19 protein-coding genes are annotated in these 17,686 nt (G+C 44.6%); 14 read left to right on the forward strand and 5 right to left on the reverse strand.

From position 1 onward, the window contains the following. Positions 1-69 precede the first annotated feature (69 nt). The 4 genes from L3V45_RS06585 to L3V45_RS06600 all read left to right on the forward strand — a co-directional run bounded on the left by L3V45_RS06585 (position 70) and on the right by L3V45_RS06600 (position 1,838). Positions 70-225, forward strand: coding sequence for a hypothetical protein (locus tag L3V45_RS06585; protein ID WP_003154733.1), 156 nt, complete (start codon positions 70-72; stop codon positions 223-225). A gap of 88 nt (positions 226-313) precedes the next feature. Further along, the gene (locus tag L3V45_RS06590) at positions 314-496 is read left to right on the forward strand and encodes a Fur-regulated basic protein FbpA (protein ID WP_003154731.1); all 183 of its coding nucleotides are present in this window, start codon (positions 314-316) and stop codon (positions 494-496) included. Between the two features lie 142 nt (positions 497-638). Further along, positions 639-1,103: a MarR family winged helix-turn-helix transcriptional regulator gene (locus L3V45_RS06595; RefSeq protein ID WP_007610911.1), complete on the forward strand. Its 465-nt coding sequence runs from the start codon at positions 639-641 to the stop codon at positions 1,101-1,103. Positions 1,104-1,283: 180 nt separating this feature from the next. Continuing rightward, on the forward strand, positions 1,284-1,838 hold the full coding sequence (locus L3V45_RS06600; RefSeq protein WP_003154727.1) for a YkoP family protein: 555 nt from the start codon (positions 1,284-1,286) through the stop codon (positions 1,836-1,838). A 9-nt stretch (positions 1,839-1,847) separates the two neighbouring features. Here the strand turns inward: L3V45_RS06600 and L3V45_RS06605 are convergent, their stop codons facing one another. Together L3V45_RS06605 and ku are read right to left on the reverse strand one after the other, a co-directional pair. Further along, entirely contained in the window at positions 1,848-3,683 is a 1,836-nt protein-coding gene (locus L3V45_RS06605) for a DNA ligase D (protein WP_107994420.1), read from the reverse strand. Between the two features lie 2 nt (positions 3,684-3,685). Next, complete coding sequence (gene ku / locus L3V45_RS06610; RefSeq protein ID WP_003154722.1) at positions 3,686-4,567, reverse strand: non-homologous end joining protein Ku; 882 nt, start codon at positions 4,565-4,567, stop codon at positions 3,686-3,688. A gap of 544 nt (positions 4,568-5,111) precedes the next feature. Between ku and L3V45_RS06615 the strand changes: the two genes are divergently transcribed. The 4 genes from L3V45_RS06615 (at position 5,112) to L3V45_RS06630 (ending at position 8,983) form a co-directional block, all read left to right on the forward strand. Beyond that, positions 5,112-5,747, forward strand: a complete 636-nt coding sequence (locus L3V45_RS06615) for a DedA family protein (protein ID WP_371745798.1) — start codon at positions 5,112-5,114, stop codon at positions 5,745-5,747. A 246-nt stretch (positions 5,748-5,993) separates the two neighbouring features. Next, the gene (locus L3V45_RS06620) at positions 5,994-6,776 is read left to right on the forward strand and encodes a TerC family protein (protein WP_014304892.1); all 783 of its coding nucleotides are present in this window, start codon (positions 5,994-5,996) and stop codon (positions 6,774-6,776) included. A 276-nt stretch (positions 6,777-7,052) separates the two neighbouring features. Continuing rightward, the gene (sigI, locus tag L3V45_RS06625) at positions 7,053-7,808 is read left to right on the forward strand and encodes an RNA polymerase sigma factor SigI (protein ID WP_003154719.1); all 756 of its coding nucleotides are present in this window, start codon (positions 7,053-7,055) and stop codon (positions 7,806-7,808) included. Then, on the forward strand, positions 7,805-8,983 hold the full coding sequence (locus L3V45_RS06630) for an anti-sigma-I factor RsgI family protein (protein WP_014304893.1): 1,179 nt from the start codon (positions 7,805-7,807) through the stop codon (positions 8,981-8,983). The genes sigI and L3V45_RS06630 overlap by 4 nt, the downstream gene beginning before the upstream one ends. 6 nt (positions 8,984-8,989) lie before the next feature. Here the strand turns inward: L3V45_RS06630 and L3V45_RS06635 are convergent, their stop codons facing one another. Together L3V45_RS06635 and L3V45_RS06640 are read right to left on the reverse strand one after the other, a co-directional pair. After that, entirely contained in the window at positions 8,990-9,184 is a 195-nt protein-coding gene (locus L3V45_RS06635; protein ID WP_003154717.1) for an alpha/beta-type small acid-soluble spore protein, read from the reverse strand. Positions 9,185-9,318: 134 nt separating this feature from the next. Beyond that, a complete protein-coding gene (locus tag L3V45_RS06640) occupies positions 9,319-10,020 on the reverse strand; it encodes a DUF1836 domain-containing protein (protein WP_032856705.1) in 702 nt (233 codons plus the stop codon). Between the two features lie 148 nt (positions 10,021-10,168). On the opposite strand from L3V45_RS06640, the gene htpX reads away from it, so the two are divergent. From htpX to L3V45_RS06660, 4 genes are all read left to right on the forward strand, one after another. Next, positions 10,169-11,062, forward strand: coding sequence for a protease HtpX (gene htpX / locus L3V45_RS06645; protein ID WP_003154715.1), 894 nt, complete (start codon positions 10,169-10,171; stop codon positions 11,060-11,062). Between the two features lie 158 nt (positions 11,063-11,220). Continuing rightward, on the forward strand, positions 11,221-12,573 hold the full coding sequence (locus tag L3V45_RS06650) for a TrkH family potassium uptake protein (protein ID WP_014304894.1): 1,353 nt from the start codon (positions 11,221-11,223) through the stop codon (positions 12,571-12,573). Between the two features lie 96 nt (positions 12,574-12,669). Beyond that, positions 12,670-13,344 (forward strand): DUF421 domain-containing protein, encoded by a 675-nt coding sequence (locus tag L3V45_RS06655; protein WP_236837312.1) that lies wholly within the window; start codon positions 12,670-12,672, stop codon positions 13,342-13,344. A 1-nt stretch (position 13,345) separates the two neighbouring features. After that, positions 13,346-13,516 carry a hypothetical protein gene (locus L3V45_RS06660; RefSeq protein WP_003154711.1) on the forward strand — a complete coding sequence of 57 codons (171 nt, stop codon included), beginning with the start codon at positions 13,346-13,348 and terminating at the stop codon, positions 13,514-13,516. A gap of 41 nt (positions 13,517-13,557) precedes the next feature. Here the strand turns inward: L3V45_RS06660 and L3V45_RS06665 are convergent, their stop codons facing one another. Then, positions 13,558-14,580: an acyltransferase family protein gene (locus tag L3V45_RS06665; protein ID WP_003154708.1), complete on the reverse strand. Its 1,023-nt coding sequence runs from the start codon at positions 14,578-14,580 to the stop codon at positions 13,558-13,560. A gap of 255 nt (positions 14,581-14,835) precedes the next feature. Between L3V45_RS06665 and L3V45_RS06670 the strand changes: the two genes are divergently transcribed. Both L3V45_RS06670 and L3V45_RS06675 read left to right on the forward strand, forming a co-directional pair. Further along, positions 14,836-17,055: a PAS domain-containing sensor histidine kinase gene (locus L3V45_RS06670; RefSeq protein ID WP_003154707.1), complete on the forward strand. Its 2,220-nt coding sequence runs from the start codon at positions 14,836-14,838 to the stop codon at positions 17,053-17,055. Continuing rightward, complete coding sequence (locus L3V45_RS06675; RefSeq protein ID WP_058905978.1) at positions 17,052-17,549, forward strand: methylated-DNA--[protein]-cysteine S-methyltransferase; 498 nt, start codon at positions 17,052-17,054, stop codon at positions 17,547-17,549. Before L3V45_RS06670 ends, L3V45_RS06675 begins: the two co-directional genes overlap by 4 nt. Positions 17,550-17,686: the final 137 nt, after the last annotated feature.

Raw genomic sequence — 17,686 nt, forward strand, 5'->3', positions numbered from 1 at the left:
AGGTTAATGCATGGTTCTGTGCCCCGTTTTATGCTTATTGTACAGATACAATGAGGAGGAAGGATAGGAATGGAGAAAGAAAAAGCGGTTTCGCTGGCAAAAGAAATCATTGAATTAGATATGAAACGCGATGAAATGCTGGAGGCGTTCATGCAGCTTGCCGGGGAACACGCTTTTCCGCTGCTCAGAGCCGTCCAGAACGGTCTTTACCGAAAAACATCATAATCTACAGAAGTTTTACAATGGCTTTATACGTCTTTGATATAAAAGCGTTATTCTGATCATAGAATAACGGAAAACAAAGGAGGCCGTCATGAGTCGTTTGCTTCAAAATGCATTGGATAAAGAGAGAAACCATTATTCCAAAAAGCTTCTGCAGATCGGAGTCTATACGAAAGAAATACTTAATTCCATGACAATTACGGAGCTGAGAAAGGAATACGCGTATTTTTTTCGGAACATTCCCTATAAAGAACGGAACCCTTATACAAATTAAATGATGTATAAGGGTATTTTTTTATATAAAAAAGAAGGAATTCTGAAAAACGGCACGAATAGAATATAAAACAAAGAACGACTCTTATGAATTGTAAGGGTTTACATTATTTTTTTATAAAAATCTTAAATACGGGGTAGATATGATGAGATTATCATTTAACGAAGAAGAAGTGATGCGTTCGATGAATTTGTACAAAGTTTTTGCAAGGGCTTTCAAGAGTGTGTCTGAACACAGCATCCGCGACAGTAAAGAACACGGTTTTAATCCGACTGAATTTGCCGTTTTGGAGCTGCTCTATACGAGAGGACCGCAAAAGCTTCAGCAAATCGGGTCGCGTCTTTTGCTTGTCAGCGGGAATGTCACCTATGTCATCGACAAGCTTGAAAGAAACGGGTTTTTGGTCAGAGAACAAGACCCGAAGGACAAACGGTCTGTTTACGCCCATTTAACTGATAAAGGAAACGAGTATTTGGATAAAATTTATCCGATTCATTCATTGAGAATTGCGAGAGCGTTTTCAGGACTTATGCCTGAGGAACAGGAACAGCTGATAGCCTTACTGAAAAAAGCAGGAATTCACAGCCAGCATTTGCTTTTCCGTTAAAAGAAAGCGGATACAGACACTCTTCTTCATGAAGAGTGTTTTTTTTTTTGTTTCGGACAGTAGAGCCTGAAGCGGTTTTTGCATAAGCTGATACAGGGCTGCATCATTATTTACCAATCATAATGTGTCATGCCTCATGCCAAAATATGAGGGTGCTTTGAATATAAAGAAGGTGAACATGTGAGAAGCTGTCTGCTGTCTATATGGTACTTACTTGATCCGCTTTATTTCTTCTTTACCCGGCTGACGCTGATTGATAAACGGCAATCGAATGTATTCCGCGTCCGTTTGACTAGATATAAAGGAAAAGAAGTCATCCTGAGCGACGGAACCAGAATTAAAAAAAACGACGTGTTAGTTAAGATTCATCTTCATAATGTCAAACTCCTGAAAGAGCTGCAGCCTATTGAAAGCGCAGTCAGAAGGGGGATTATGCTATATCAGAAGGTATATCAATCCATGCCACATTTAGCGGATTATATTAACCAGCATAAACGGAAAGACGAGATTAAGGGAGTCGTCGGCATTACAATGCTTCATAAAGGAGCGGCGAGACTCGGTTTTGATGTGATAAAACCGTCCAGCGGCTGCTACAGGCTGTTTAAGAAAGCGGCCCATCTTCCGATTTTATACTTTACTGCAAAACAGCTCACCCTCAAAAACATTCCTTACTCCTGCTATTTATTTATTTCCAAAGAAAAATTGATGTGCACGTATCAGACTGAAAAGAGCTGACCAAAAGCGTCAGCTCTTTCTCTTGATTTGCTCAAGCACGATTGAAAGCGGGCCGTCCTGCGGATTCCGGTAAAAATCATAAAACGGATCTCCCTCTGTCCTGACGCGGTTCACTACTGTATCGATCGTATAATCATCAGGTGTTAAAGAGGAGTTGACTTCGCTCCAATAAAGGGGAGCCGCAACCGTTCCCAATTCGTTGCCCCGGGTCGAATAGGGGGCGATAATGGTTTTCCCTTCGGCATGCTGCAAATAATCTAGGTAGAGCCTGCCGTTTCGGTTTTTGATAAACCGCTCTGTCGTAAAAAGATCCGGGCGTGTCCTGACGCAATAATCGGCGATGAGCATTGTGAAAGCACGGGTTTCTTCATAGGTGAATGCTTCCGGTGAAAGCGGGATGTAAAGCTGAATGCCTTTATTTCCGGAGAGCTTCGGGAATGACGTCATGCTGAATGAGTCAAACAGCTGTTTCAGCACATGCGCAGCCTCCACTGCCATAGGAAAATCATTCCTTGACGGAGGATCAAGATCAATGACGATTTCTGCGGGCCTTTCAGAATGCACTGTCTGAAACGGAACGTGAAATTCAAGCGCCAGCTGATTAGCCAGCCATAGAAGTGACGGTATGCTGCTGCATACGATGTGCTCGTGGCTCCCGTCAAACACGCTTGAGACAAAGTCCGGCGTGTAGTCCGGTTTGTTTTTTTGAAAGAAAGATTCGCCAGGCGCGCCGTGCGGATAACGGATCACCGTGACGGCCCGATCTTTAAGAAAGGGCATAAGAAAATCGCTCATTTTCACCATATAACTAAGGAAATCTGCTTTCGTTTTTTCATGTTTTTTAAAAACGATCTTATCCAGGCTTGTGAACTGCAGCTTCGGCGGCAGCGTTTTAGAGCGGAGGATAAGCTGCTGATACGTGCATTCCGTCCAATCCATTTCAAACTGAAAGGACACAAAAGATACTTCACGCAGCGTGTCCTGCAATATGGTTAAATACTGCACGGTCATGCAGATAGAAGGCTCAAGTGTATACTCGCCGCTTTTTTGTTTTTTTCCGTGGGTCTCCATAATGGTTCTGACGGCGTTTTTTTCTTCCGCCTGCATGCCGTGGGACACGGAAGCGATCGGGACGACGATGCCGTCTTTCAAAACAGAGGCTGTCACATACCCGTTCTTCGGATTGAATCCGGTTAATAGCACATGAGCCGTTTTCATATGTTTATACTTCTGCCAGTCGGGAGAGCGTTTATTTTCCGCCCATCCGCTGGAAGTCCTTTTGGCTACGATACCTTCTCCGTCATGGCGGACGACCTTGTCCCAAAGCGCGTCAAAGTCAGTGTGCTCCGGAATGTATTGAATTGCTTCTTCCGCTAAGTGATGAGGGCAGGCGGGAAGATTTGCTTCTTTAAGCAGTTTGGAAAGGGCGCGCTTCCGTTTCACATACGGTAATGAGACGGTGCCGGCGCCTTCCAGAACGAGGAGATCAAATGCCAGAAAGCGGCACGGCCGTCTCTCAGCGGTGCTTTTAATTGCTTCGGTTCGTTTTAAACGTCCGCGGATTTGAAGATGCTCAAAGTCCGCCCTGTACGGATTGATTAAATAGACAAGCTCTCCGTCAAGCGTAATGGGGAACCTGTCTTTCATGTGCTGAAAACACCGGGCCGCAAAAGCCGTGATCTCCGGAAATTGATTCGTCAGCGTCTGTCCGTTTCTGCTGGTTAATGTAACACCGTTTTCGTCTATGCGGAGAAGACAGCGGAATCCGTCATACTTTACCTCATAGCGCCACTCACTGCCTTCAGGCGGTACAGAGGTCAAAATCGGCTGCATCGTCAGCACCATGATTAAGACGTTCCGGCTTTTTGTCTGGTCGTCTTCTGCTTTTTGCCTCCGCCGCCTGCTGACGCTGTGTCTTTTGTCCGTGCCGGTGCAGCCTGTTCGCGATTCGGCCGCTTCGTCCGGTCAATGCTTGCCTGAAGCGCGCTGACAAGATCAATGACATCTTCTCGCGGGCCGGCAGGAGCAGGTGTCACGCCCGCTTCTTCATGTTCGAGCTTATCGTTAATTTTGGCGAGAAGGGCTTTCCGGTATGTGTCTTCGTATTGTTCCGGGTCAAACTCGGTTGTCAGCTCATTAATTAACGTGATCGCCGTCTGCAGCTCTTTTTCATTAACGGCTGTCTGCTCAGGAACGCCCGGCACATGTCCGGCATTTCTGACTTCATCCGGATAATGAATGGATTCCATCACGATGCAGTTGTCATACACGCGAAGAATCGCAAGCTGCTGTTTAGAGCGGATCGTAATGGAGGCAATCCCGATTTTACCCGTCGTCCTCAGCGCTTCCCGCAGAAGTGTATAGGCTTTTGTGCCGTTGTCTCCCGGCCCGACATAATATGACCGGTTAAAATAAATCGGATCGATTTCCTGCAGCTGGACAAAGTCAACAATCTCAACCGCTTTTTCTTCATGTTCCTGTTTTACGTCTTTCAAGTCTTCGTCTGTCATAATGACGTATTTCCCTTTTACATACTCATAGCCTTTCACGATTTCATCAGGCTCCAGACTCTTTTCACATCCGGTGCAGATTTTTTCGTATTTAATCGGCGCATGGTCTTCTTTATGAAGACTGCGGAATTTTATATCTTTATCTTCAGTGGCCGCAAAAAGCTTGACCGGGATATTGACGAGGCCGAAACTGATCGAACCCTTCCACATCGTGTGCATGAATAAAAACTCCTTTTTGTCTTTATTGTGGATAAACGGGTCCGTTCCATGTGTAGCAACTTATGGGTGATGCGGCGTTCATGGAGCGGCTGTTCTATTTCCTCATGCGGTAATGGCCGGCTGAAAAGGAAATCGCATGTGAATCGGTAAGTTCTTTAAATCGCTGAAGTCCCCGAAAATCATCAATGGTTGATCAAAAAAATTATACAGAATCATTCCCCGGGAAATGCCCACGCATTTCCATGTAGTGACCGAGAGAATTTCCCGCTCCCATAAAAACAGATTCGGCGATGGCAAAGATCCCGGCAAAACGCACTGCCCATATGAACTGAATTCCGGTCAGCCGCCGCTTACCGCGAAGGGTAACTTTTCCGGAGATCTTAAGTGATGTAACCGCCGCCAGAAGAGCAATCAGGAGAAAGGCGGGCCGATCTGAAACGACTCATATTTATAACGGGCATGTCTAAAAGATATTTCAGCCTCAAGGTTTTGTGTTAAAATCATTCTTAAGTTTCAGAATATAGACGTAAGCCGGGAGTGATAGATCATCGAAGATTTCATCATATCAATAATTGAAGCGTTTAAAAGCTTATCTTACGCCGGAATTTTTTTGGCGCTCAGTATAGAATTCATCCCGGCGGAAATTGTTCTTCCGCTTGCGGGCTATTGGGTCTCAAAAGGGGATATGACGCTTGCCGGAGCCGTGTTTGCCGGTTCGCTCGGCGGTGTTTCAGGTCCGCTTGTCTTATATGGGATCGGCAGGCTGGGCGGTCGGCCGTTTTTGCTGAAATATGGAAAGTACATATGGATAAAACCCGAATCCCTGCAGAAATCAGATGATTTCTTTCAGAAGCACGGAGGTTTGGTAGCGTTCAGCGGCCGTTTTATACCGGGGGTCAGGACGCTGATTTCTTTGCCGTGCGGCATTGCGAAGATGAATATCTGGGTGTTCTCTCTCTATACATATGCAGCGATGCTGCCGATTACATTTGCTTACGTATACCTCGGAATGAAACTCGGGGAAAATTGGAAAAGCGTCGGTTCCATTCTCGATCAATATATGCTGCCGCTCGGTATATTCATTGTGTTGCTTCTCGTTCTTTGGATGTTTTTGAAGAGAAGAAAACAGCGGGTCAAAACAGAAAAAATTTCTCAATTTGTTAAAAAAGTTAAGCGTTGACAAATGATGAAACAGGCTTTATCATGAGCGTATAAACAAATATTTCTTGAAATCCCAAAGGGGAGTAGCGTCCGGATATTCCGGAAACAAAGTCGTCAATTCATGGATCATATCCATCGGCTTTGTTGGCATGCCAATCATTCATGTCTAGCAAGACCTTTGCCTTATATCGGCAAAGGTCTTTTTTGCGTAAAAAAACCGCCGGTATAAGCTCGGATGATAGAAAAAAGAAACGGAGGGAATGGATTGGACTTTGCATTATTATTGGAGTATGGATGGGTTCTTCTCGTTTTAATCGGGCTGGAAGGGATTTTGGCGGCGGATAACGCGCTGGTGATGGCTGTGATGGTGAAGCATCTTCCTGAAAAACAAAGGAAGAAGGCTTTATTTTACGGATTGGCGGGCGCATTTATTTTGCGTTTCGGGTCGCTGTTCGCCATTTCATTTCTGGTGAATGTTTGGCAGGTCCAGGCCGTCGGCGCTTTATACCTGTTTTACATTGCGGTCAGCCATTTGCTGAAGCGGTATGTATTCAAAGATAACGCCGGGCAGAAAACGCAGAAAGAAAGCGGGTTTTGGCAGACTGTCTTGAAAGTGGAGCTCGCGGACATCGCTTTTGCCGTTGACTCCATTTTAGCGGCGGTCGCACTTGCCGTAACGCTTCCGGGAACACGGCTTCCTGCCATCGGCGGCTTGGACGGCGGTCAGTTTCTCGTTATTTTAGCCGGCGGCGTAATCGGTTTAATCATTATGCGTTTTGCGGCATCAATGTTCGTATCCTTACTGAAAACCAGGCCGGGCCTTGAAACGGCGGCATTTGTGATTGTCGGATGGGTAGGCGTGAAGCTCGCTCTTTATACGTTGGCCCATGAGGAACTCGGTATAATTCCGGCAGATGTCATCCATTCGGCGGCCTGGAAAATCATTTTCTGGGCGGTTCTGGCTGCCATTGCGGTTTGCGGATGGTTTATGTCAGGATTAAAACAAACAGAGTCCGGCGCGGCATCGGAAAAAAGAGAACACGCGTAAAATGATCAAAAAGGGAGTCTGGCTTTTTAGAAAGCAGGTTCCCTTTTTTGTTTGAAACGCTTACATTTAAGACATATGATAACAATTTTATAACAGCATTGTTACAAAAAACACAGAGAAAACCCCCTTAATTCTGCATGGGGGCACGAAATCATGTATAGTACGTCTTATTGGCTTGTCATAATTGAGACAAATGAAATCGATTTCTCTTTTTCTTCCTTTGCGAATCCCTACTAAATTAGCTATGATTATGAGTAGTTATAGGGAGGAACTGAGGTGAAACCAGTGCTTAGCCTTTTGTTTAAATTGGGAAAAAAGAAGCAAACGCTTGAAACATCTGTTGAAAAAATACAAAAAGGCGACAAAGATCTGCAGAACGATTTAATACAGCAATATAAGCCTTTTATCGCGAAGACGGTTTCATCCGTTTGTAAACGATATATAGATGAAAAAGACGACGAATTCAGCATCGGGCTGATCGCGTTTAACGAAGCCATTGAAAAGTATTCGGCTGAAAAAGGTAATTCGCTGCTTGCATTTGCAGAGCTGATTATAAAAAGAAAAGTGATAGACTATATCAGAAAAGAAGCAAGAACCGCTCAGCATATCAATATGGATGTGCAGGAGGGCGACGACCAGGAATCTTCGCAGAGCCTTATCGAAGCGGAGCTTTCCATTGATGAATACCGCAAACAGATAGAACAGGAACAGCGCCGGGAAGAAATTCTTTTTTTTCAGAAGCAGCTGAAAGAATACGGCCTGTCTTTTAAAGAGCTGCTGGAACAATCGCCGAAGCATACTGATGCGAGGCAGAATGCGATTAAGGTAGCCTACACGCTTGTTGAAAATGAAGAGCTGGCGTCCATTTTGCACCAGAAAAAACAGCTTCCTGTCAAACAGCTGGAGCAGCTTGTGTCGGTCAGCAGAAAAACGATCGAACGGAACCGAAAATATATCATCGCCATGAGTATTATTATTACCGGTGATTATATTTATTTAAAAGATTATCTTAAAGGGGTGTTGCACTCATGAGAAGAGGGATCATAGTAGAGAAAAATAAAAAATTCGTCACGTTGCTAACCCCTGACGGACAATTTTTAAAAACAAAAAATGATCACCGCACTTGTGAAATCGGAGAGGAAATTACGTTCGAAGGCGAAACGCGTATGGGAAGAAGGGCCAGCTTTTTTGATTTTCTGAAACTGCGCCCTTTTAAATTGGGAGTGTTTACGATGACTGCTATTATTTTGTTTATTTTAATTTTGCTCCCGGTTTTTTCTGATAACAAAGCTTACGCGTATATGACGCTTGACATTAATCCCAGCATTGAAATGGCTTTAAACAGCAAATATGAAGTCATTGAACTGACACCGCTGAACCATGACGCCAAACAGGTCATCAGTGACATCGGAGATTGGAAAAGCAGCGATTTTAAGGAAGTCATCAATAATATTATTACCGATTGCAGCAAGCATGGATATGTAAAGGAATCAAAAGAGATTTTAATTTCCACGGTTTATGAAAATACAGATGACAATACATATAAAAAAGGCGTTAAAAAACAGCTGGCTGACATGACTGAAAAATATAAGGGCACCTACCAGGTCCAATCTCTTGAATCTGATATGGAAACAAGAGAAAAAGCAAAACAGGAAGGGATGTCAACAGGCAGCTACATAAGAAGAAACGAAAAGAAAACAGAAGAAAAACAGTCTGAAAAGCAAACCGACGGCAATGAAACAGATCAAAAAGATACCGAAACAGACGCTGATCAAAGCAAGCAGCCGGACACAGAAAAGCCGGCGGCTGATGAAAAGACAGCTCCTGATGAAGAAAAGGCAGCAGAGAAGCCGGAAAACAATGAAACAACGCCTGGCACGGAAGAAGCGAAGCCGGACAGTCAGGACGGCAGTCAGCAAACCGACAAAAATGCAGCTTCCGGATCAGAAGAAAACACACAGAAGGAACAAGATGGGGAAACAGAGCAGCCCCCAACACAAAATCCTCAGGAAAACGGAAATGACAAAGAGCCTAAGCAAAAGTATTACAATCATTACTGGAATCAGCGGAATCATGATCGCAATGAACATTGGGACTCCTATCGGCATCATGAAGATTCGTCAGACCGCAGGAATCCGAACGGCTACCGGCACGGAAAGGAGAATGCCGATAAATATCAAAATTCGCCGAGAAGTCCCGGCGAATAAGCTGCATTATTGATTTTTCCCGTTTAATTGTGATTGAGCCTGCTGTACAAGACGTTTTGTCATTTCCCCGCCTACAGAGCCGTTTGCGCGTGCTGCTGTATCAGAGCTAAGGTTCACGCCGAATTCTTGAGCCACTTCGTATTTAAATTGGTCAAGTGCCTGCTCAGCCCCTGGAACTAAGAGTTTATTTCTGCTCGCCATCTTTTTCATCTCCTTTTCTCTGGCAAGATGTGTTTACGCATTTTAGTTTCAAACGGAACGGTATTGATTATGCTGGCAATTGTTGTACAGCAAAAAACCCCGGCGCAGACACCGGGGCGAAGAAGCGTTATGAATTATAATAAATGGCTGGTCATTTTGTAGGCTGAGGCTTGAATATGGAAAGTCAAAACGGAGAGCACCGTGACGGCGATGATGGATCTGATATTGTTCCATTGTCCGCTTCCGAGTTCTTTAAAGCAGCCTTTGAGCTTGTCCGTCTGCTCTTCAACGAGCTCCTGCAGGCTCGTTTCCTTCATCGGCGGGTTTGCTTTATGATGAAGATAATCAATCACTTGGGCGCAGCTTTCATAGTAGCTGATCGGGCTGATGACGTCGTCTGATCTGTCTGTGATCGTGTTAAAAGCGATTTTTAATATGCCGCGTATATGTTCGAAGTCATAAATTGATTTTAAATCACGTACAATGAGAAGGATGACAGCTTGTTCAATTGTATATTTTTTGCCGAGTAAGGGGTGGCCGATTAAATCTTTAATATCGCGCTTCACCCAGTTTTGGACGGCGGTTGATTTTAAAGACGTCAGCTCGCACAGATTTCCCAGCTCGACAATCTCGTTAGTTGAAAGCCCGTATTCCTTTTTCTCTTTTTTTCGTTCGAATCTCGTCAGAAATTCAGGGATATGCAGACGGCTTTCCGCTTCATCCAATGTCATTTCCGCTGATTGCAATAAGATTTGGAGAGGAGTTGCGTCTCCTTGGCCTTTTAACGCGTAAAGAAGCCGGACCATATCAGTTCGGGTCAGTTTAAACGTGTTCATGGTTCACCTCTGATTGATTACGTGTTCACTTTCTGATATCACTGAGAATTACATTTACATCATACGTCGAAATTGTTGCATTTTCAAACAGATCATTTATAATTTAATTAAATAAGTTCTTTTGATCTTAAAAAAGACGGAGGTAATTATGGCGAAAAGAATATTTCTGTTTATTTTAACGAACCTTTTGGTCATTACGACAATCGGAATTGTGCTTACGATTATTACAAGCGTTACCGGTGTCGGCTCGTATATACAAAATGGCCGCATTGATCTGATGGCATTGCTCGTGTTCAGTCTTGTCGTCGGTTTTGTCGGTTCTTTTATTTCTCTCGGAATGTCCAGATGGATGGCCAAAACGATGATGGGCGTCCGGGTGTTAAATCCGAAGAAACAGTCACTCAGCTATGAAGAACAGCAATTGGTTGACCGTGTGCACAGATTGTCCCGTGCCGCAGGGATGACGAAAATGCCTGAAGTCGGCATTTATCAGTCCCCGGAGGTCAATGCTTTTGCGACCGGACCTTCTAAGCGCCGTTCGCTTGTCGCGGTTTCTTCAGGTTTATTGCAGCAGATGGATGATGCTGCGGTGGAAGGGGTTCTTGCCCATGAAGTCGCACACATCACAAACGGTGATATGGTCACGATGACGCTGCTGCAGGGAATCGTCAATACGTTCGTCGTATTCCTTTCCCGAATCGCGGCATGGGTTGCAAGCCGCTTTGTCAAAGAAGACCTCGCACCGGTCGTGCATTTTATCGCGATGATCGTGTTTCAGATTATCTTTTCCATTCTCGGCAGTCTTGTCGTCTTCGCCTACTCGCGCCACAGAGAGTTTCACGCTGACCGCGGCGGTGCAGACCTTGCCGGCAAGGATAAAATGATTCACGCCCTGCGTACGCTGAAGTCTTATACAGGACATGTGAATGAAGAAGACCAGACGGCGGTGCAGACGTTAAAAATTAACGGCAAAAAGCATTCGTCACTGTTCTCCACACACCCTGATCTCGATGAGCGCATCCGCAGGCTGGAAGCAAAATAATAAACAAAACCTCTGACAATCGTTTCAGAGGTTTTTTGTTTAAAGATCGGCAAATTACATAAGGTAATGAAAAATCTTTCAAAAAAGGCCTTTAAAAATTCTCCCAATATCATTAGAATAATTACGTACTACATTTGAGAGGCAGAAGGAACTATCTTATGAAATTAAAACTGAAGAAATTCATACAGATCTTGTCGCCTGCACAGCTGATTGCATTATATTATTTTCTTGCTGTGACGGTGGCATTTATTTTGCTAAGTCTGCCGGCCGCCCACAAACAAGGGGCCAGCTGGTCGTTTATAGACGCGCTGTTTACGGCTGTCAGCTCAGTCAGTGTCACCGGTTTAACGGTCGTCAACACGGCTGATACATTCAGCACGGCCGGGATTGTCATTTTGGCTTTCGTGCTTCAATTCGGCGGAATCGGCATTATGACGCTCGGAACATTCGTCTGGCTCATTATGGGCAAACGGATCGGTCTGCGGGAACGGAAGCTCATTATGGTGGATCAGAATCAATCGCAGTTTTCCGGTATCGTCAACCTGATGAAGCAAGTGCTGTTTTTGATTTTATTAATCGAGTTTTTAGGCGGCATCATCTTAGGAACATATTTTTTAACGTACTATGATTCGTTTGAACAGGCGTACTTGCACGGATTCTTTGCGAGCGTCAGCGCCACGACAAACGGCGGCTTTGATATTACGGGAAATTCACTCGTCCCGTTCAGACATGACTATTTCGTGCAGTTTATTACGATGCTTCTGATTATTTTCGGTGCGATCGGTTTTCCGGTGCTCGTAGAAGTAAAAGACTTTTTGTTTTCAAAACAGCGCAGATACTCATTCACGCTGTTTACGAAAATTACGACCGTTACGTTCGGAATGCTCGTTTTGTTCGGAGCCGTGGGCATTTACGCGCTTGAAGCAAGCCATGTTATGAAGGGGAAAAGCTGGCATGATGTTTTATTTTTATGTCTCTTTCAATCAACTGCTACGCGAAGCGGCGGGCTTGCGACAATTGATATCAGCCAGCTGTCGGCGCCGACATTATTTTTCATCTGCGCCCTCATGTTTATCGGCGCATCACCGAGCTCGGTCGGCGGCGGAATCCGTACGACGACGTTTGCGCTTAACCTTCTTGCCCTGTTTCATTTTGCCAGAGGGAATAAAGCGGTCAAGGTCTTTAAACGCGAGCTTCATCAGGCTGATGTCATGAAGTCGCTGGTCGTTACGATGATGGCGATTCTGCTCGTGTTCGGGTCGACGCTGATTCTTTCCGTGACGGAGACAAATCAGACGCTCCTCGGACTGCTTTTTGAAGTGTGTTCCGCTTTCGGAACGACCGGCCTGTCGCTCGGGATTACTCCGCATTTAAGCGATATCGGAAAATGTGTGATCATGATTGTGATGTTTATCGGCCGGATCGGCATTTTGACTTTCCTTTATTTGATCGGCCGAAAAGAAATCGAAGCAAATTATCATTATCCGAAGGAAAGGATGATTATCGGCTGACACCGCTTTTCAGAAAGCGGTGTTTTTTTTATTGCCGTAAAATGGATGAGTGGAAACAGTTTCTTTGGAGATTCTACTTGTAAAGAGGTGACGTCATTGTTTGCCGTATTTTGGAAGTCGGTAGTTATGATCGCGGTCGGTACCTTTTTATTGCGGATTGCCGGACGGAAATCCATCAGCCAGCTGTCGGTGACCCAGACAGTCATCATGATTTCGATCGGCTCGATTATTATTCAGCCGTTTATTGAACATAATTTATGGGAAACCATTTTCGCGGCGACGATTTTTATTGCGGTACTGATTCTGATGGAATATTTAGAAATCAAATCAAGCTTTTTTGAGTTTTTATTTTCAGGAAAAACCGTCGCCGTTGTCAGAAACGGAAAAATCATCCCGGAAAACTTAAAAAAAATGCGTTTTACCGAAGACCAGCTGTCAATGAGGATCAGGCAGGAAGGCCTCGGAGACATTCAAGATTTTAAATATGTGCTGCTTGAGCCGAACGGACAGATCGGCTATGAACTTATTGATGAGGCCAAAAACGTGACAGTGCGCGACTTAAAAAAAATGCTTAATGAATTCAAAACAGATTTGCTTACAGAAGGAGGAAATCAAATGAAACGCAAAGCAGCAAAGAATGAAGCTTTGACCAACAACAATACACCGACTGAGAGCATGGACAAAGATGCATACAAAACACAATATGACGGTGATCCCGGACTGAGAGGCGCAAACCGCAAATCAAAACACGGCAAACAAGGAGGCGAGTAATATGACGAAAAAAAACCGCCACAGCAAAGACATGCAAAACCATAAAAAGCCGATGGACCCTAAATTGCTTGAAGAAGAGTTTTCAAGCGAGCTCGGTGATTATAACGCCGGAAAATGGATTGAAACGCTTGAACAGACGAAGCCGAAGAAAAAAGAAGACGGCAAAAAATAAAAAATACCTCTTAAGCGGCAACGCTTAAGAGGTATTTTGCATTATTTCGAATAAGCACCGTTTCTTGTTCCTTTCACCGCTTGAAGCAAGCCGGTTATCCGCAGCTCAATAAACGGCTGTGCGGCCGTTTTCACCGCATTGCTGGAGAGAATGGACGTAAGAGCGGCCGTTAACATTAAGAGCATGACTAAATTCTGATAATCAGACAAGTGATCTTCAAGCCCGATCTGCCGCAGCGTTTTTATAATGAATCCATGCAGCAGATACACGTAAAACGTTCTCGTACCCCATTTCGTAAAGAAATAACGCTTTTGCGGAACGAGCGCCAAAAAGCTGAAAGTGGCGGCAAAGGCCAAAACATACCAGCCGATGCGTGACAGACCGCTCAACAGCGACACTGTGCCGAATGTAGAATAAGGCTCTGATCCGAACAGCCACGAGTAATCAAAATCAATGCACCAGCATAAGAGGAAAACAATCCCCAGTACGCCCGCGGCAATCTGCCTGCCTCTTTTAGCCCGAAGCAAATCAAAGTGCCGTTTCTTTAAATAAAACCCGACGAGAAACATCGGTAGAAAAACAAACGTCCGTGAAAGACTCAGCGTGCTGCTGATGAAATCGAGATACCCGATCATGACGGCAAGCCCGCAGCTCGCCCCAAGCGCCCACATTTTCGGCAGCTTCGTAAAGGGATAAAGCAGCAGATTCCAAAAGAATAAGCTGACTAAAAACCAGAGAGACCACTGCGGATCAATCGGATTGACGCTTGCCATGCTTTCATCCTGAATCAAATAGTAAAAAACCGAGTAAATGCCCTGAAAAATCAGGTACGGAATAATCAGCTTCACAGCCAGCTTCTTCACATAACCTTTCCGCTTAAAGTTTTTTGCGAAATAGCCGGAAACCAGGATAAAGGCCGGCATATGAAAAGTATAAATGAATTTGTAGAGATGGAGCATAAACTCATTTCCGTTAATAAATGACCGGAGGATATGGCCGAACACCACCAGAAAAATCAAGATAAACTTGGCGTTGTCAAAGTAACTGTCTCGCGATTTTGTCATAGCATCACCTTCTCTTCAAAAATCATCCACTGCATGATTATTTCCTGTTGGTGTTCATTTTAAAATAAAAAACAAAAAATTGAAGGAGGACAAAAGGGATTGTTAGGATGATGTAACGGGGAGGTAAGGATCGTAGAAAAAGACTTTAACTTGTCATATCATTGAAATTTTCTGAAATGTATAGGGCGAATGAAGGAAGATGAGGTATTTTGTAGAAATATTGAAGGATAGGTTTTTGAAGAAGGAGTGTACTGAATGGCTGAAACTCTGGATTTGCAAACAAACGAGTCGCTGAAAGAGCAGCTGAAGCGGATGAAAGAGGAAAATGACCGCCTGAAGAGTGATTTGAACCGGTATCATGTGATTATGAATAACACGCTTGATGCCATTTTTATATGCCGTAAGGAAATGAAAATCGTCCAGGCGAACGAGGCTGCGGCCCGGATGATGCAGATTGAGGCAGAGAGCCTTATTAACCGCTCCGTCCTGGACTTTTTATATTCCGTGCCTCAGGAAGAACTGAATAAGGCCGTGAAAAAGTTTTTAAAAAAAGGCCATCTGTGGAAAGAGGTGCCGATTAAGCTTGACAGCGGCGCGACGAAATACATTGAATTCCTCGCCAGAGACGGAATTGGGGAGGATTATTTTTTTGTGGTGATGAGGGACATCTCCTCTAAAAAAATATTAGAGCGCGAATTCTCCATGAACGAGCAGCTGTTTAAAGATTTGTTTGACAGGGCTGTCGACGGCATCGTGCTGTTTGATAAGGACGGCGGGTTTATTGATGCGAACCTCTCTTTTTGCAAAAGCTTTGAGATCGGCCAGAATGAATTGTCCCATCTGTCGCTCCGCCATTTTACCGACGGCGAAAACAAAAAGCATCTGAAAGAAATCTGGGAAACCCTCCGCAGAAAAGGAAATGCCAAAGGAGAACTGCCCGTCAAGCTTCGGTCCGGCGAAGAGAAGCTGTTTGAATTTACGATTACGTCCAACTTAATCAGCGGGTTCTACATGTCCATTATGAGAGATATAACAGAGAAACGGTTGATGGAATTGAAACTCTTTAAAAGCGAAGAGCGATTCCGCGAAATTTTTGAAAACGCGATGGACGCGATTGTCATTTGGTCTGATGACGGAAAGATTGCTAAAGCAAACGAATCGGCGTGCCGCATTTTCGAACTGCCGATGGATAAGCTGCTGGAGACGAATTTATGTACGTTTATCGTTGATCCGCAGAAAAAATACAAGCAGATTAAGAAGAAATATGAAAAATACGGGGAAATTCGTGAAGAAATGCTGTTTCAGATGGCAAACGGCCAATACAAAGAGCTTGAGTTCACATCAAAACGAACCATACTTGAAGGTCAGCATTTAACCATTTTAAGAAATGTCAGCGATCGTAAGCGGATGGAAAAAGAATTGCGGGAAAGCGAGCTGAAATTCAGAAAAGTATTCAACGGCTCAATGGACGGCAAGGTCTTATTTGACAACCAATTCCGCATTATTGACGCGAATCCTCTCGCAAGCCGTATACTCGGCATGCCGGATGAGGAGCTGAGAGCGTACACCGTTCCGGATATTCTTTCTTTATTTGATATTGAAAACGCGGGTGTTCCCGCCAGAAAGATTGATTTAGAAGGAATGGATAATGAAATCCCCTTCCTGTTAAGCAGCAGTGACAGCCGCAAACTGGAATTCTCCTTCAAAAGAAATATCATTCAAAATATGAATCTGGCCATCTTTAAAGATGTCACAGAGGCCAAAGAGCTTGAAGAGAGGCTGCGGAAATCCGACACTCTTCATGTTGTAGGGGAGCTGGCGGCGGGCATCGCCCACGAAATCAGAAACCCGATGACAGCGCTGAAAGGGTTCATTCAGCTTCTTCAAGGAAGCATTGAAGGCGAATATTCCCTGTACTTTAACGTCATTACCTCAGAATTAAAACGCATCGAGTCTATCATCACTGAATTTTTAATTTTAGCGAAACCTCAGGCGATATTATATGAAGAAAAAGACGTGACGCAGATTATGAAAGACACGGCTGATCTTTTGAATGCCCAGGCCAATCTTGTCAATGTGCAGATTCATCTGAACCTGACCGGAAACATCCCGCCGATTTACTGTGAACCGAATCAATTAAAACAGGTGTTTATCAATATTTTAAAAAACGCCATTGAAGTCATGCCGGGCGGCGGCAATATCTACGTGACCATCCAGCCTTCTGATCAAGACCACATTTTGATTTCTTTTCAAGATGAAGGAACAGGCATTTCCGAAGACAAATTAAAACGTCTGGGCGAGCCATTTTACACGACAAAAGACAGGGGAACGGGCCTCGGTCTGATGGTCAGCTATAAAATCATCGAAGAACATCAGGGACGCATTCATGTGGAAAGTGAAGAAGGGAAGGGCACGGTTTTTCATTTGACGCTTCCGATACGGCAGAATACCGAAGAAAGAAGGAGCGGGGAATGATCTGTTTTACAAGTGTAAAAGCGCCGTTTGGAACCGTTATCGTAACAGAGGAAGAGGGCTTTATTACCGGCCTGTTTCTCACCGGGGAAGATTTTGAGGAATGGCGGAAAGACGCGCCCGGCGTAAAGCCGTGCGAAACCGCTTTGCTGTCGGAGGCCAAGCAGCAGCTGGCATCCTATTTTTCAGGAGAAAGAAAGCAATTCTCTCTGCCTTTGAGACAAAAAGGCACACCCTTTCAGGAAAAGGTGTGGAACGCGCTGACGATGATTCCTTACGGGGAATCCCGAAGCTACGGCGATATGGCCGAAGCGATCGGAAAACCGAAAGCGGTGCGCGCCATCGGACAAGCCAATAAACGAAACCGGCTGCCGATTTTTGTCCCGTGCCATCGGGTAATCGGCAAAAACAGCGCCTTAACGGGATACGCGGGCACGAAGACGGATGTAAAAGCGGTGCTGCTGAACATCGAACAAATATCCTATAAAGAAAAATAAAACATATGGCACGTTCCGTTTTTTCGCGTCCGACATATCATTTTATTAAGTGAAAAAAGTTGGTCTGGTGAAAAAGGAGGACGAAGCCTGATGAAAATGAGCCGTCCGCAAAAGATAGCCGGTTATGCAGAGCTGTT

The sequence above is a fragment of the Bacillus sp. R45 genome, from assembly GCF_021729365.1.
GTDB classification, from domain to species: Bacteria; Bacillota; Bacilli; order Bacillales; family Bacillaceae; genus Bacillus; species Bacillus velezensis.

What these genes read in the sequence shown, in the direction of transcription:
- L3V45_RS06640 (WP_032856705.1), bottom strand. Translation starts at nt 10,020, where the DNA reads ATGAACACGTTTAAACTGACCCGAACTGATATGGTCCGGCTTCTTTAC.
- L3V45_RS06605 (WP_107994420.1), bottom strand. Translation starts at nt 3,683, where the DNA reads ATGGTGCTGACGATGCAGCCGATTTTGACCTCTGTACCGCCTGAAGGC.
- L3V45_RS06670 (WP_003154707.1), top strand. Translation starts at nt 14,836, where the DNA reads ATGGCTGAAACTCTGGATTTGCAAACAAACGAGTCGCTGAAAGAGCAG.
- L3V45_RS06585 (WP_003154733.1), top strand. Translation starts at nt 70, where the DNA reads ATGGAGAAAGAAAAAGCGGTTTCGCTGGCAAAAGAAATCATTGAATTA.
- L3V45_RS06635 (WP_003154717.1), bottom strand. Translation starts at nt 9,184, where the DNA reads ATGGCGAGCAGAAATAAACTCTTAGTTCCAGGGGCTGAGCAGGCACTT.
- L3V45_RS06630 (WP_014304893.1), top strand. Translation starts at nt 7,805, where the DNA reads ATGAGAAGAGGGATCATAGTAGAGAAAAATAAAAAATTCGTCACGTTG.
- L3V45_RS06675 (WP_058905978.1), top strand. Translation starts at nt 17,052, where the DNA reads ATGATCTGTTTTACAAGTGTAAAAGCGCCGTTTGGAACCGTTATCGTA.
- L3V45_RS06660 (WP_003154711.1), top strand. Translation starts at nt 13,346, where the DNA reads ATGACGAAAAAAAACCGCCACAGCAAAGACATGCAAAACCATAAAAAG.
- L3V45_RS06665 (WP_003154708.1), bottom strand. Translation starts at nt 14,580, where the DNA reads ATGACAAAATCGCGAGACAGTTACTTTGACAACGCCAAGTTTATCTTG.
- L3V45_RS06590 (WP_003154731.1), top strand. Translation starts at nt 314, where the DNA reads ATGAGTCGTTTGCTTCAAAATGCATTGGATAAAGAGAGAAACCATTAT.
- htpX (WP_003154715.1), top strand. Translation starts at nt 10,169, where the DNA reads ATGGCGAAAAGAATATTTCTGTTTATTTTAACGAACCTTTTGGTCATT.
- ku (WP_003154722.1), bottom strand. Translation starts at nt 4,567, where the DNA reads ATGCACACGATGTGGAAGGGTTCGATCAGTTTCGGCCTCGTCAATATC.
- L3V45_RS06650 (WP_014304894.1), top strand. Translation starts at nt 11,221, where the DNA reads ATGAAATTAAAACTGAAGAAATTCATACAGATCTTGTCGCCTGCACAG.
- L3V45_RS06595 (WP_007610911.1), top strand. Translation starts at nt 639, where the DNA reads ATGATGAGATTATCATTTAACGAAGAAGAAGTGATGCGTTCGATGAAT.